At 73.1% G+C, this 14118-nt stretch carries 10 protein-coding genes and 2 pseudogenes; 3 read left to right on the forward strand and 9 right to left on the reverse strand.

Features of this window, described 5'->3' with window-relative positions; genetic code table 11:
- The 5 genes and pseudogenes from GA0115240_RS05165 to rsmI form a co-directional block, all read right to left on the reverse strand.
- A partial coding sequence (locus GA0115240_RS05165) for a 4-(cytidine 5'-diphospho)-2-C-methyl-D-erythritol kinase (RefSeq protein WP_256069551.1) occupies positions 1–751 on the reverse strand: 751 nt, incomplete at its 3' end.
- A 160-nt stretch (positions 752–911) separates the two neighbouring features.
- The gene (gene rsmA, locus GA0115240_RS05170; protein WP_093735465.1) at positions 912–1871 is read right to left on the reverse strand and encodes a 16S rRNA (adenine(1518)-N(6)/adenine(1519)-N(6))-dimethyltransferase RsmA; all 960 of its coding nucleotides are present in this window, start codon (positions 1869–1871) and stop codon (positions 912–914) included.
- A gap of 73 nt (positions 1872–1944) precedes the next feature.
- Positions 1945–2856, reverse strand: a complete 912-nt coding sequence (locus GA0115240_RS05175; RefSeq protein WP_093735466.1) for a TatD family hydrolase — start codon at positions 2854–2856, stop codon at positions 1945–1947.
- Positions 2857–2928: 72 nt separating this feature from the next.
- Positions 2929–3306 carry a hypothetical protein gene (locus GA0115240_RS37860; RefSeq protein WP_237554618.1) on the reverse strand — a complete coding sequence of 126 codons (378 nt, stop codon included), beginning with the start codon at positions 3304–3306 and terminating at the stop codon, positions 2929–2931.
- A gap of 312 nt (positions 3307–3618) precedes the next feature.
- Positions 3619–4483: pseudogene (gene rsmI / locus GA0115240_RS05185) on the reverse strand (16S rRNA (cytidine(1402)-2'-O)-methyltransferase); the annotation flags it as partial.
- 155 nt (positions 4484–4638) lie between these two features.
- Between rsmI and GA0115240_RS05190 the strand changes: the two are divergent.
- Positions 4639–6363: a dolichyl-phosphate-mannose--protein mannosyltransferase gene (locus tag GA0115240_RS05190; protein WP_093735467.1), complete on the forward strand. Its 1725-nt coding sequence runs from the start codon at positions 4639–4641 to the stop codon at positions 6361–6363.
- A gap of 64 nt (positions 6364–6427) precedes the next feature.
- Here the strand turns inward: GA0115240_RS05190 and GA0115240_RS05195 are convergent, their stop codons facing one another.
- The gene (locus GA0115240_RS05195) at positions 6428–6967 is read right to left on the reverse strand and encodes a DinB family protein (RefSeq protein ID WP_093735472.1); all 540 of its coding nucleotides are present in this window, start codon (positions 6965–6967) and stop codon (positions 6428–6430) included.
- A 210-nt stretch (positions 6968–7177) separates the two neighbouring features.
- Here GA0115240_RS05195 and GA0115240_RS05200 point away from each other — a divergent pair, with 210 nt between their 5' ends.
- Entirely contained in the window at positions 7178–8818 is a 1641-nt protein-coding gene (locus GA0115240_RS05200; protein ID WP_093735468.1) for a penicillin-binding transpeptidase domain-containing protein, read from the forward strand.
- A gap of 112 nt (positions 8819–8930) precedes the next feature.
- Entirely contained in the window at positions 8931–9776 is an 846-nt protein-coding gene (locus tag GA0115240_RS05205; protein WP_093735469.1) for a DMT family transporter, read from the forward strand.
- A gap of 108 nt (positions 9777–9884) precedes the next feature.
- On the opposite strand, the gene GA0115240_RS05210 is transcribed toward GA0115240_RS05205, so the two are convergent.
- The 3 genes and pseudogenes from GA0115240_RS05210 to GA0115240_RS05220 form a co-directional block, all read right to left on the reverse strand.
- Positions 9885–10673, reverse strand: coding sequence for an SDR family NAD(P)-dependent oxidoreductase (locus GA0115240_RS05210; RefSeq protein WP_093735470.1), 789 nt, complete (start codon positions 10671–10673; stop codon positions 9885–9887).
- A 4-nt stretch (positions 10674–10677) separates the two neighbouring features.
- The gene (locus GA0115240_RS05215) at positions 10678–11868 is read right to left on the reverse strand and encodes a serine hydrolase domain-containing protein (RefSeq protein ID WP_176724985.1); all 1191 of its coding nucleotides are present in this window, start codon (positions 11866–11868) and stop codon (positions 10678–10680) included.
- 219 nt (positions 11869–12087) lie between these two features.
- Positions 12088–13882, reverse strand: a pseudogene (locus GA0115240_RS05220) (glycoside hydrolase family 6 protein).
- Positions 13883–14118: the final 236 nt, after the last annotated feature.

The raw sequence follows: 14118 nt of genomic DNA on the forward strand, positions 1-14118 counted from the left end.
CGGTGCCGGCCGTGAGCGTGCCGCGCAGATCCGGCCGCAGGGACAGGGCGGCGGGCTGGAGATCGTTGGTCAGCGCGCCCGCCAGCGCGGTCGCGTCGCCCGCGCGCAGCGCCGCGAGCAGCCCGGGATCGGCGGCGGGGACGGGCACCTCGGCGGCCGTGTCCCCGGCTCCCTCCTCCCGGCGCAGCCGGTCGCACTCCCGGTAGACGGCCGGCGTCGACAGGCCGTCCCGCGCCGTCGCGAAGACCCAGTGGAAGGTGCCGCCCACGGCGAGCGGGGTCAGCAGCTCCCCGCGCCCGACGCCGAGCGCCGCCCCGCCGACGAAGGAGAACGGCACATCGCTGCCCAGCTCCGCGCACAGCGCCAGCAGTTCCTCGCGCGGGGTCCCGAGCCCCCACAGCGTGTCGCAGGCCAGCAGCGCACCGGCCGCGTCCGCGCTGCCGCCGGCCATCCCGCCGGCCACCGGGATGTCCTTGTCGATGTGCAGCCGTACCCGCGGCTCGATCCCGTGCAGCTTGGCCAGCGCGATGGCCGCCTTCGCGGCCAGATTTGAGGTGTCGAGCGGCACCGACGCCACGTCCCGCCCCGCCGCGGTGATCCGCAGTTCGTCGGCGGGCTCGGCGGTCACCAGGTCGTGGAGCCCGACGGCGAGGAAGACATTGGCCAGGTCGTGGAACCCGTCCGGCCTGCGTCCGCCCACGGCGAGCTGGACATTGACCTTGGCGGGCACGCGAACGGTGACGGCGGTCACGGGCGGGGGCTCCTCACGGGCGGGGCGGAACGGGGTGCGGTGGGGACGGATCGGGCCGGTGCGGGGCCGGGGTCCCGGCCGGTCGGGGGTCGGCATCCGGCGGTCGCCGGCCGGGGTCGCCAGCCAGGGTTGCCGGCCGGGGTCGGGATCGGGGGCAAAACTACTCGGGCTCGGGATCGGGATCGGGATCCGGCCCGGCCCCGTACCGCTGGTCCGCCGCCGTGGCCGCCGCCGTGGCCGCCGCCGGTCCGCCCTGCTGGGCGGCCGGCTTGTGCTCGGCGATCGCGGCGAACTCCTCGACCGTCAGCGACTCCCCGCGCGCCTGCGGCGACACCCCCGCGGCCAACAGCGCGGCCTCCGCGGCGGCCGCGGACCCGGCCCACCCGGCCAGCGCCGCGCGCAGCGTCTTGCGGCGCTGCGCGAAGGCCGCGTCCACGGCCGCGAACACCTCGCGCCGCGACGCCGAGGTCCGCGGCGGGTCGCGCCGTACGAGCGAGACGAGCCCGGAGTCCACGTTGGGCGCGGGCCAGAAGACGCTGCGGCCGATCGATCCGGCCCGCTTGACCTCCGCGTACCAGTTCGCCTTCACCGAGGGCACCCCGTAGACCTTGCTGCCGGGCCGGGCGGCGAGCCGGTCGGCGACCTCGGCCTGCACCATCACCAGAGTCCGCTCGATGCCCGGGAAGGTGGCCAGCATGTGCAGCAGCACCGGCACGGCGACGTTGTACGGCAGATTCGCCACCAGCGCGGTCGGCGGCGGCCCGGGCAGCTCCAGCACCTGCATCGCGTCGCTGTGCACCAGCGCGAACCGCCCGGCCCGCGCCGGCAGCCGAGCCGCCACGGTGGCCGGCAGCGCGGCGGCCAGGACGTCGTCGATCTCGATCGCGGTGACCCGGTCCGCGACCTCCAGCAGCGCCAGCGTGAGCGACCCGAGGCCGGGCCCGACCTCGACCACCGTGTCCTCGGGCCGGACCCCGGCGGTGCGCACGATCCGGCGGACGGTGTTCGCGTCGATGACGAAGTTCTGGCCGCGCTGCTTGGTGGGCCGGACGCCCAGCGCGGCGGCCAGCTCGCGGATGTCGGCCGGCCCCAGCAGGGCGTCGGGGTCTGTCGTACTCACACCGGCAAGGCTATCGGCCGGGGCGCCCTGCCCTTCCCGCCGCGGGGAGCGGTCGCCCGCCGCGCCTCGCGTCTCAGCCCTCCTCGCGGCTGTACCCGAACGCCCGCGCCGTGTTCCCGGCGATCGCGGTGGCCAGCGTGTCCTCGTCCTCGCCGCGGGCCGCCGCCATCGCCCGCAGCGTCAGCGGGATGAGGTAGGACGCGTTGGGCCGGCCGCGGTGCGGGACCGGGGTGAGGAACGGCGCGTCGGTTTCGACCAGCAGCCGGTCGCGCGGCGCGACGGCCACCGCGTCCCGCAGGTTCTGCGCGGACTTGTAGGTGACGGTGCCGGCGAAGGAGAGGTAGTAGCCGCGCTCCGCGCACACCTTCGCCATGGCGGCGTCACCGGAGAAGCAGTGGAAGACCACGGTCTGCGGGGCGCCCTCCTCCAGCAGGATGCGCAGCACGTCCTGGTGGGCGTCGCGGTCGTGGATGACCAGCGCCTTGCCCTCCCGGTTGGCGATCGCGATGTGGCGGCGGAAGGAGTGCTGCTGGGCGGCCACCCCGTCGGACCCGGTGCGGAAGTAGTCCAGGCCGGTCTCGCCGACGCCGCGCACCTGGGGCAGCGCGGCCAGTTCGGCGACGGCGTCGATCTGGGCGTCCAGCGCGGCCATGCCACCCGCCGGGCGGTCGCCCTGCCGGGACCAGTTGTCGGGGTCGCCGTTGACGATCCGGGGGGCCTCGTTGGGGTGCAGGGCCACGGTGGCCCAGATGTTCGGATACCGCGCGGCGGTCTCGGCGGCCCAGCGCGAGCCCTTCAGGTCGCAGCCGACCTGGATGAGCGTGTCGACCCCCACCTCGGCGGCCCGGGCGAGTGCCTCGGGGACCGCGGCGGACTGCATGTCCAGGTGGGTGTGGGAATCGGCGACCGGGATCCGCAGCGGCTCGGGGGCCGGCGGGGCGGTGTTCCGGTCGGCGGTGCGGTCCTGGTCCTTCTTCGTCGGCATGGGTCCGATCCTAGGGACGGGGACTGGTCCCTGGACCTCGGGCTCTTCACCGGCGGCGCGGTGCCGCCGTCGTTACGCCGGTTCGGCCCCTCCTTGCCGGCGGTGCGGGAAGCCGCGCAGGGAGCGCCACCACACCCGACGGGGGGCGGGCCGCTCGGCGCGGCGGGCGGCGGCCCGGCGCCCGAAAGCCTCGGTGGCTTCGGAGGATGCGCCGGAGGAACCCGCGACCTGGCCGGAACGCATGATGCGCACCAGGTGGCCGTCGCAGTTCTGGCAGGTCGGGCAGGTCAGTGGCGACGGCACTTTGACGCCGTCCACCAGGTATCTGACGAAGGGGTGCCCGTAGGTGTCGGTGTGGTGCTCGATCTCATAACTCTGCTCCCAGCCGTAACCGCAGTTGAGGCACGCGAAGGCGTACGCCTCGGTGACGTTGGGTCCCGCTATGGTCATGGCCGCTCCCGCGTGCCCTCCGGACGTCTGCCCGGACCGGGTCTTCGCCTCCCCAGCGAACGGCACCGCGCCCGCCGACGCAGGAGGAGCGTCCGACTCTTGAGCAGGATTTGGGGCGTATGTGGAAGTTGACCGCTATTGCTTTGCCAGGGCTCGGGTTTAGGCTGGTCACACAGTAGGATCGTATCGTTACACTGCGTTGTGCCCTGAGCGGCCACCGGCGTCCTGCTCCGCACCCGGCTCCGCATCCTGATCCGTACCCCGCACAGCAGCCGCACCGCCCCCGCCGCCGTGCTGAACGGCCGCACCGCCCGGACCGCCCCCGGCGCCGTGCTTGGCGGCGACCACCGCGTCGAACACCTCGCGCTTGGGCAGGCCCAGTTCCACCGCGACCGCCGCGATCGCCTCCTTGCGCCGCTCGCCGGCCGCCTCCCGGGCGGCCACCCGCGCCACCAGCTCGGCCGGCGTCAGCTCCGACGGCCCCGGCTCGGGGGGCCCCCTGGACCACGACGGTGATCTCGCCGCGCACCCCCTGCGCCGCCCAGGCGGCCAATTCCTGCAGCGGCCCGCGCTTGACTTCCTCGTACGTCTTGGTCAGCTCCCGGCAGACCGCCGCCCGCCGCTCCGGGCCGAAGACCTCGGCCATCGCGCCCAGGGTGTCGTCGATCCGGTGCGGCGCCTCGAAGTACACCAGCGTCCGCCGGTCGGCGGCGACCTCGCGCAGCCGGGACAGCCGCTCCCCCGCCTTGCGCGGCAGGAACCCCTCGAAGCAGAAACGGTCCACCGGCAGCCCCGACACCGCCAGCGCGGTCAGTACCGCGGACGGGCCCGGCACGGCCGTCACCGTGATCCCCCGCTCCACGGCCGCGGCCACCAGCCGGTAGCCGGGATCGGACACCGACGGCATCCCCGCGTCGGTCACCAGCACCACCCGGGCGCCGCCCACCAGCGCCTCGACCAGCTCCGGGGTGCGCCCGGCCTCGTTCCCCTCGAAGTACGACACCACCCGCGCCGTCACCTCGACCCCGAGCGCCTGCGCCAGCCGCCGGAACCGCCGGGTGTCCTCCGCCGCCACCACATCCGCGCCGGCCAGCTCCACCCCCAGCCGCGGCGGCGCGTCCGAGGGGTCGCCAATCGGGGTTCCGGCCAGTACGAGCACGCCTGCGGCTGAGCTGATCACGGGGTCCAGTTTCCCACCCGCGGCCCCGCTCCCCCGCCGCGTCGTGCGGCACCCCGGCCGTGCCGTCGTCCGGCACCCACAGATACGGGACAAAAGCGGGCGGGGATCGCTGCGCACATCGCATTCTCAGGCCCTTTCCCTACGATGGGCCGGTGACGAGTGAGACCGCGACCCAGGACCGTGCCGACGAGGACGTTCGGGCGGAGGCTGAGCCGAGTGCGTGGGGGCGGCGGCTGCGCCGGTTCGGCTATGCCGAGCGGGAGCGTACCGACACCCGCGAACGCCTGGTCCCGCCGTTCCCCGAGCCGGGAACGCGCATGTGGGAGGCCCTGGGCCTGGGCCCGGCCGCCGCGCACCGGCTGGCGAAGTGGTCCGGCTGGCTCGGGCCGATGCTCGTCTCCGCCTTCGCCGGCGTCATCCGCTTCTGGCACCTGGGCAGCCCGCGCGAGGTCGTCTTCGACGAGACGTACTACGCCAAGGACGCCTGGTCGCTGCTGAAGCTCGGCTACGAGGGCACCTGGCCCGACGGCAAGATCTCCAACCCGGACATCCTGGCCCACCCCCAGGTGATCCCGCTGTCCGACGCCCCCGGCTACGTCGTCCACCCGCCGATGGGCAAGTGGATGATCGCGGCCGGCGAGTGGATCTTCGGCCTGAACCCCTTCGGCTGGCGCTTCGTGATGGCGCTGCTCGGCACCCTGTCGGTGCTGATGCTGTGCCGGATAGGGCGGCGGCTGTTCCGCTCCAACGCGCTGGGCTGCGTGGCCGGGCTGCTCATGTCGGTCGACGGACTGCACTACGTGATGAGCCGGATCGCGCTGCTGGACCTGGTCATCATGTTCTTCGCGCTGGCCGCCTTCGGCTGCCTGCTGGTGGACCGCGACTGGTCGCGCGCCCGGCTGGCCCGGGCGCTCCCGGTGGACACCGACGGCTTCGCGGGCCCCGACCTGCACACCGGCGGGCGGGTCGGCATGGGCTGGCGGCCCTGGCGGATCGCGGCCGGCTTCTTCCTGGGGCTGGCAGCGGCGAGCAAGTGGAACGGCCTGTACTTCCTGGCCTTCTTCATGATCCTCACCGTGCTGTGGGACGTCGGCTCACGCCGGCTGGCCGGCGCCCGCCGCCCCCGGCTCGCGGTGCTCCGCAAGGATCTGGGCTGGTCGGTGCTGTCGGTCATCGGCGTCGCCCTGGTGACGTATCTCATCACCTGGTCCGGCTGGTTCGCCTCCAAGAACGCCTACAACCGGCACTGGGCGGACGGCCGCGGCGGCACCTGGTCGTGGATCCCCGCGCCGATTCGCAGCCTGTGGCACTACGAGTACCAGGTCTACCAATTCAACGTGGGCCTGCACACACCCCACCCGTACCAGTCCAACCCCTGGAGCTGGCTGGTCCTGGGCCGCCCGGTCTCGTACTACTTCGAGTCCCCGAAGCTCGGCCAGGACGGCTGCCACGCCACGGCCGGCTGCTCCCGCGAGATCCTCGCCCTCGGCACCCCGCTGCTGTGGTGGTCCGCGTGCTTCGCCCTCGTCTACCTGCTCTACCGCTGGGCCATGCGCCGCGACTGGCGCGCCGGCGCCATCCTCTGCGCCGCCGGCGCCGGCTACCTCCCCTGGTTCCACTACCAGGACCGCACCATCTTCTACTTCTACGCCGTCGCCTTCGTCCCGTACCTGTGCCTGGCGGTGGCGATGATGATCGGCGCGTTCCTGGGCCCGCCCTCGGCGACCGAGAGCCGCCGCATGTGGGGCGCGGTCGGCGCGGGGACGCTGGTGCTGCTGATCATCTGGAACTTCATCTACTTCTTCCCGATCTACACCGGCCAGACCATCCCGTACACGAGCTGGCAGGCCCGGATGTGGTTCGACAGCTGGATCTGACCGGGTCGCTGACCAGGTCAGCGATGTGCCGAGGGGCCCCGCCCCGCCCGGCCGCTGGCGCGCCTCACTCGCCGGTGAGGCCGTCGACCGACTCGCGCAGGAGGTCGGCGTGGCCGTTGTGGCGGGCGTACTCCTCGATCAGGTGGACGAGGATCCAGCGCAGGCTGGGCGAGAAGCCGTCCGGGGCGGTGCGCCGGGCCAACTGCCCGAGGTCGCCGGCTTCCAGCGCCTCCTCGACCAGGCCGCGGGAACGGGCGACCGTGTCCTGCCAGAGGGTGCGGAGCTGCTCGGGGGTGTCCTCGGCGGCCGAGTGCCAGTCCCAGTCGGGGTCGGCGAGCAGTTCGACCCGGTCCCACGGGGGCTGCGGCTCGCGCCCCCACAGCCAGCGGGAGCACCACCAGTCCTCGACATAGGCCAGATGCTTGAGCATCCCGCCCAGCGTCATCGTCGAGGCCGCGACCGTCACCCGCATCCCGTGCGCGTCCACCCCCGCGGTCTTCCACGCCAGCGTCGCCCGGTGGTAGTCCAGAAAGCCCAGCAGCGTCGCGATCTCGTCGCCCGCGGACGGCGGCTCCGGCCGTCCCTGCTCGTCCAGTTGCGTCATGGCCGGTGAGCGTATCGATGCGATCAGCACCCGCTCCACGCAGTCCCCTCCCGCACCCCGAGGGGAAGTCGTTGACAGGGGTTCCACTTATCGCCGGGTCAGTACAAAGCCGTGCCCCCTTCGAGACCTCCGGTGTCACTGGCGTCCCGTAGAGTCCCGGAAGCGCGTTCACTGAACGCGTTCAAGGGGAGGGGAGCAGGTCCAGTGCCCATGGCGCGGGGAGTGAAGACCGGCATTGTCGCCACGGTGTGCGCGGGCATGCTGGGGGTCGCCGGATACGGCGCCTTCAACATCTACCAGGGTCTGGACCACGCCGGCGGGGGTGGGGGCGGGGGCGGCTCCACCGGCAGTCTCGCGGCGCCGGTCAACAGCGCGCCGCCGAGCCCGCAGGAGGTCACCGAGACCGCGGACGACTTCCTGACCGCCTGGTCGTCGGGGGACATCGCGGGCGCGGCGAAGCTGACCGACTCGGTGCAGACAGCGACAGCGGCGCTCACCGCGTACAAGACCGGCGCCCGGGTGACCTCGGTGAAGGTCGTGCCGCGTCCGGCGGCCGGCACCCGGGTGCCGTTCGACGTGACCGCGACGGTGGACTATCCGGGCATCGGCCCGGAGCCCTGGACGTACAACTCGTCGCTGGCCGTGGGGCGCAACCCGCTGGGCAAGCCGGCCGTGACCTGGGCCCCCTCGGTGCTGCAGCCGGACCTCCAGGAGGGCGACACCCTGGTCACCGGGCCGGGGCAGACGCCCGGCGTGGATGTCGTGGACCGCGACGGCAAGGTGCTGGACGCGGCGAAGTACCCGTCGCTCACCCAGATCCTCGGACAGTTGACGTCCCGTTACGCCGGCTCGCTGCATGCCGGGAAACCGGGCATCGAGACGTACATCAAGGGCTCGGACGGGAGCCAGACCAAGACCTTGTACATCCTGCGCAAGGGCGTGAACGCCAAGCTGCGGACCACGCTCGACGCGGGCATCCAGGCCGCTGCCGAGCGGGCCGTCGCGAAGTCCACCGGGCCGGCCGGGGCCACCGCCCTGGACACCGAGACCGGCGGCATCCTGGCCGTGGCCTTCAACCCGCCGACCGGGACCGACCACGCGCTCCAGGATCCGCAGGCGCCCGGTTCCACCTTCAAGATCGTGACGTCCACCGCGCTGCTGAACGCGGGCCTGACGCCGGGCAGTCCGTCGCCGTGCCGCAGCGGTGACAACGTCAACAACGGCAAGCCGTACACCAACGTCACCCCGGACAAGCCCGACGCGACCCTGCAGTGGGACTTCGAGCAGTCGTGCAACACCGGCTTCATCCGGCAGGTGAACCACATCCGGTCCACCACCCTGACGACCACCGGGGCGAACTACTTCGGGCTCGGCCCGGCCTGGTACGTGGGCACCTCCACGGACGACGGCAGCATCCCGGGCGGCACCGGCGACGAGTTGACCTCGGAGATGATCGGCCAGGGGCAGGTCCTGATGACCCCGCTCAACATGGCCTCGGTGGCCGCCACCGTCCGCGAGGGCGTCTTCCACCAGCCGACGATCCTCCAGGACTCCGGCCTCATCGAGCACCGCACCCAGATCGGCACCACCCCGCTGCCGTCGGGCGTCCGGCAGGAACTCCAGCAGATGATGCACGGCACCGTCACCGAGGGCACCGCCGCCTCGGTGATGAGCGGCCTGTCCGGCAAGGTCGGCGCCAAGACCGGCTCCGCGGAGGACGGCAACGTCCAGCCGAACGGCTGGTTCACCGCCTACCGCGACCATGTGGCCGCGGCGGGCATCGTGCTGGGCGGCGGCCACGGCAACTCCTCGGCGGGGCCGATCGTGGCGGCTGTCCTGGGCGCGTCGTGAGCGCTCCCTCGGCCGGCGGCCGGACGGGCGCCGGTTCGCAGCCCCGCCCGGGCGAGGCTGCCGTTGCGCGGCCCGGCGCCGGTAAGGGCGCTCCTACGGGCACGGGCGGCCGTTGACCCCGTTGGTCGCCTCGGCGGTCCTGCTCGCGGCCGTCACGCACGCCGCCTGGAACGCCCTCGCCCACCGCATCCGGGACCAGTTGCTCGCCTTCAGCCTGGTGGGCGGGGGCGGCACGCTGTGCGCGCTGGCGCTGCTGCCCTTCGCGGCGCTGCCGCACGCGCGGGCGTGGCCGTATCTGATCGCCTCGGTGCTGATCCATCTCGCCTACCAGTACCTGCTGATGCGGTCCTTCCGGCTCGGCGAGTTCGGGCAGGTCTACCCGATCGCGCGGGGCGTCGCACCGCTGGCGGTGACCGTGCTGGCGGCGCTCTTCGTCGGCGAGGAGCCTGGCCGCTGGCAGTTGGCCGGCGTGCTGACGGCCTCGGCCGGCCTGGGCGGGCTCGCCCTGTGGGGGATACGCGGCCACCGCCCCAACTGGCCGGCCCTGACCGCCGCGGTCGGCACCGGCCTGACCATCGCGCTGTACACGACGGTGGACGGCGTGGGCGTACGCGGCTCCGGCACCTCGCTCGGCTACGTCTGCTGGCTGCTGATCCTGCAGGGTTCGGTGATCCCGGCGGTGGCGATCGCCGCCCGGCGCGGCCGACTCCTGTCCGAGCTGCGGCCGTTCGCGGTGCGCGGGCTGCTCGCCGGGGCCCTGTCCACCGCCGCCTACGGCCTCGTCCTGTGGGCCCAGACCCGCGCCGACCTCGCCCCGGTGGCGGCGCTGCGCGAGACCTCGATCATCGCCGGGGCCGCCATCGCCAGTCTCTTCTTCAAGGAGCGGTTCGGCCGGCCGCGGCTGCTGGCGGCCGTGGTGGTCGTCGGAGGGATCGGGTTGATGCTGCACGCGGGCTGACAGCGGGGCCGGGCGGGCGGCGGTGTCAGCCCGGCCGCGCCCCGCCGTTCCGCTGCCCTGTTACTCCGCCACTCCCTTACTCCGTTACTCCGTTACTCCGCCAGTCCGTTACTCCGCGTCGAGCGAATCCGTGAAGGCGGCGTTGCTCGGCAGGATGCCGCCCTCGACCGGCAACGTCACCCCGGTGATCCAGGACGCGTCCACGGAGGCCAGGAAGGTGACGGCCGCCGCGATGTCGGAGGGCTCCCCGACCCGGCCCAACGGGTAAGCGGAGGCGACCTGTTCGAGGACGGCTTCGCGGCCGTCCCAGGACGGGGTGCGGATCGTGCCCGGGGCTACCAGGTTGACCCGGACGCCGGTGGGGGCGGCATGAACGGCCAGGGTGCGGGTCAGCGAGACCAGGCCCGCCTTGGCCGCGCTGTAGGCGTGGTTGCCGAAGTAGGCGAGACCGTTGACGGACCCGATGTTGACGATCGCGCCGCGCCGCGAAGGGGCCGCGGCCAGATAGGGAAGAGCCGCCCGAGAACAGCGCATCGCCCCGGTCAGCGAGATGTCCAGATCGAGCCGCCACTCCTCGTCGGACTCGTCGCTGAAGTCCTGGTGGTGCCAGCTGCAGGAGTAGGCGTTGTTGACCAGCACGTCCAGACCGTCGAAGGCGGCGGCCGCGTGCGCGATCGCCGCGTCCACCGACCCGCGGTCGGCCACGTCGCAGACGTACGCCTCGGCCCGGCCGCCGTCCGCGCGGATCGCGGCCGCGGTCTTCTCGGCCCCCTCCCCGTTGATGTCGGCGATCAGCACCGCCGCGCCTTCCGCGGCGAATCTGCGGGCGGTCGCCTCCCCGATCCCGCGGGCCGATCCCGTCACCACCACGCCGTATGTGTCGAACCGTCCGGTCATCCGGTCAGCGTAGGCACTCGCGTACCGCCCTGACCAGTGCCTGGGCCCGGGGATCGGCGGTGACATTCTGCTGCAGGCCGTTGGTGACGTAGCCGAAGCCGATGCCGGCCGCCGGGTCGGCGAAGGCCAGCGAGCCGCCGCGCCCCGGGTGGCCGAAGGCGCCCGCGCCGAGCAACGGGGAGGCCGGGCCGTGCAGCATGTAGCCCAGCCCGAAACGGGTGTTGATCACCAGCACCCGGTCCGGGCCCTCGGACTCCACCGTGCGGGCCGCGGTGAGGGTGGCCGGTACGAACAGCCGCCGCCCGCCCTCCACTTCGCCGATCAGCGCGGCGTAGAAGCGGGCCAGCGAGCGGGCGTCGGCCATCGCGTTGGAGGCGGCCAGCTCCCCGGCCCGGTACGACGGGTCGTTCTCGTCCGGCAGCGGGGTGATCGCGGCGAAGGCGCGGCGGGTGAGCGAACCGGGGTCGGCGTAGGCGTCCCGCACCGAGCGCTTGGGGCGGGCCCGCAGACCGCCGGATACGGGCGGTGCGGGGGTGGCGGTCTCCCCGATCCGGCCCACCCGGTGCGCCTGCTCGGCCGGCAGCCCCACCCACAGGTCGAGGCCGAGCGGGCGGGCTATCTCCTCGGCGACGAAACGGCCGATCGTACGCCCGGAAGCGCGCATCACCAGCTCGCCGAGCAGCCAGCTGTACGTCTGCGCGTGGTAGCCGTGCGCGGCGCCCGGCGGGAAGAGCGGCTCCTGGGCGGCGACCGCCCGCGGCCCGGACACCCCGTCCAGCGCCTGCTCAGGTGTCAGCGGCGCCTCCAGCGCCGGCACGCCCGCGCGGTGCGCCAGCAGCTGCCGTACGGTCACCCGTTCCTTGCCGCGGGCCTTGAACTCCGCCCAGTACGACCCCACCGGCGCGTCCAGGTCCAGCTGACCGCGCTGGTGGAGCAGCAGCAGGCAGGCGGCGGCCACTCCCTTGCCGGCCGAGCGGACGGTGTGCACGGAGTCCTCGGCCCAGGGCCTGTCGCCGCCGCCGTCGAAGTCGGCCGACCCCGCCCACAGGTCGACCACCTTGCGCCCGTGCCGGTAGAGCGCGACCGCCGCGCCCCGGTCGCCCCGGCGGGAGAAGTTGGACGCGAAAGCGGCGCGGACCGGCTCCCAGCCGTCCTCCGCCGTCCCGTGGACAGGTACGTCCCCGTAGTCGTCCATCTGTGGTGCCTCCTGCCGTACGGACTCTCCCGCACCCATGGTGCCCGACGCCGCCGACAACCGGCGCCCGCCCCCGTGTCCACCGGGAACAGCGGGGGCGACCGCCGGGCCCGGGCGCCCGGCGAACCCGTGACGGGACCGCGGACCCGGTCGTGTCGACCCGGGCGCGGCCCCGTCACGGGCCCGGTGGGGGGACCCGCTGTCTCGATGTGCCAGGCGCTACGACAGCGGCGGGTACGCGTTCTGGATCAGCTGGTGGAACTGCGCCGAGAACCACTCGCCGGCCAGCGGGGAGTTCGGCAGCGCCCCGGTGGGATTGTTGCCGTTGCGGGCGTTGCCGGTGTAGGTCGGGTCGCACATCCGGTCGAAGCCCTTGCCCTGGTCGTTGGCGATCGCGGTGCTCGAACCGTCGGACTCCCCCGGCGGCTTGATCCAGGCGTAGGCGTCGATGCCCGGCTGCGGAGCCGCCGTCGGCCGCTCGCCGATACCGGCCCCGGACTGGTTGCACCAGTTGCCGGCGTGGATGCGCTTGTCGATCCGGCCGCCGTTGACGTACGTGTCCACGTCCGTGGTGGCGCCCGGGCCGGTGGGACGCGCGGTGCCGCCCCAGCCGTTGCGCGAGGTGTCGATCAGCATGCCGATACCGGAGTTGAAGCCGATCGAGACCAACTCGGTGCGCAGCGCCTGCGCGTACGACAGCTCGTCGACGTAGTCGTTCCAGTCGACCCACTTGGACTGCCGCACCGTGGTGCCGTTGACGCTGTCGGTGACCTTGAAATAGGGCTCGGTCAGCGCGCTGTAGTTCGCCGTGTTGGTGATGAAGCCCTGCACGTCGTTGACCGTCGCGCCGCTGCTGGTGGCCGCCTTGAGGAACTCCTGCGCGGCGGGGACGAAGTTGGAGTCCCAGCCGAGCCAGGCGTGGTGGGCGGCGTCGATGTAGTTGTACGTGTTCGGCAGCGCGCCCAACTTGTTCAGCGCGTAGCCGACGCCCTTCTCGTAGTTGCCGTTCGCCTTCATCGTGGCGCAGGCGTCCGTCGAACCCGCGGTACCGCCCGCGTTGGTGGTGAGGTTCGGCAGCGAGTCCGGTTCGATGATGTTGACGATCCGCAGGGAGGCGTACTTCGCGTCGGACATGATCGAGGCGATCGGGTCGATGTACTCGGTCTCGTAGCGGCCGATGTCGGTCGGGCCCAGTTCGCCGTTGGAGGCGAGCGCCGAGCAGTCGCGGCCCGGCAGGTCGTAGATGACGAACTCGACGGTCAGCGGCTTGCCGGCTGCCTGCTGGAGCGCCGCGTCGAGATGGGCTTTCAGACCCATGCCGCCGTTGACGCCCTGGATCGCGGCGATCCGGTCCAGCCACACGGCGGTGGACTGGTTGGCGATCGCCTGGCCGCCGTCGGCCGCGGCCTTCGCGGACCACTCGGGGTTGACGTAACCCTTCGCTCCCGCATAGGGGTTGTCGACGCGCGTGCCCGGGGGGCGGGGTGGTCGGGGGCGTGGTGGGCGGGGTGGTGGGCGGCGTCGTCGGTGGTGTGGTGGGGGGCGTGGTCGGGGGCGTCGTGGTGGGCGGGGGCGTGGTGCCGGTGCCGCCGCCGCAGGTGACGCCGTTCAGGGTGAAGGACGCCGGCGAGGCGTTCGTGCCGCTGTAGGAGGCGTTGAAGCCGAAGTTGCTGGAAGCGCCGGTCGCCAGGGCCCCGTTGTAGGACAGGCTGGCCGCCGTGACGGCCTTGCCGGACTGGCTGATCTGGGCGTTCCAGCCCTGGGTGACCTGCTGGTTGCCGGCGAAGGACCAGCCGACGTTCCAACTCGTCACCGGGCTGCCGGTGTTGGTGACCGTCACCGACGCGGTGAAGCCGGCGTCCCACTGGGTCTGCACGGTGTACTGCACCGAGCAGCCGGCCGTGGCCGCCGAGGCGGAAGTGGTGTTCATCGCGGCCACCACCCCGCCGGAGGCGACCACGAGGGCGCCGGCGGCGAGTAAGGCGGTTCTGCGGCGGACTGTCTGAACTGCCATGTGCGAACGACCTCCATAGGGGGGAAGGACTCCGACCGGCCGCTCCGGCTGAGGCCGGAGGCGCTGGACGGGGTCATGGGAGGTGGTGCGTTGGTTCATGGGCGAGTTACACGCTCTTCATGTGGGAGCGCTCCCATAGTGGGCAGGCGCCCTGTCCCCTGTCAATGCTTGACGCACGGGAACGGGTGGAGGAGCCCTTCCAGGGCGGGTCGGGGGCGGGCCGGCGGGACGGGGGC

Origin of the sequence: Streptomyces sp. DvalAA-14 (genome assembly GCF_900091855.1) — a bacterium.
Classification (GTDB): domain Bacteria; phylum Actinomycetota; class Actinomycetes; order Streptomycetales; family Streptomycetaceae; genus Actinacidiphila.

What these genes read in the sequence shown, in the direction of transcription:
- GA0115240_RS05210 (WP_093735470.1), bottom strand. Translation starts at nt 10,673, where the DNA reads ATGACCGGACGGTTCGACACATACGGCGTGGTGGTGACGGGATCGGCC.
- GA0115240_RS37860 (WP_237554618.1), bottom strand. Translation starts at nt 3,306, where the DNA reads ATGACCATAGCGGGACCCAACGTCACCGAGGCGTACGCCTTCGCGTGC.
- GA0115240_RS05215 (WP_176724985.1), bottom strand. Translation starts at nt 11,868, where the DNA reads ATGGACGACTACGGGGACGTACCTGTCCACGGGACGGCGGAGGACGGC.
- GA0115240_RS05175 (WP_093735466.1), bottom strand. Translation starts at nt 2,856, where the DNA reads ATGCCGACGAAGAAGGACCAGGACCGCACCGCCGACCGGAACACCGCC.
- GA0115240_RS05195 (WP_093735472.1), bottom strand. Translation starts at nt 6,967, where the DNA reads ATGACGCAACTGGACGAGCAGGGACGGCCGGAGCCGCCGTCCGCGGGC.
- GA0115240_RS05200 (WP_093735468.1), top strand. Translation starts at nt 7,178, where the DNA reads ATGGCGCGGGGAGTGAAGACCGGCATTGTCGCCACGGTGTGCGCGGGC.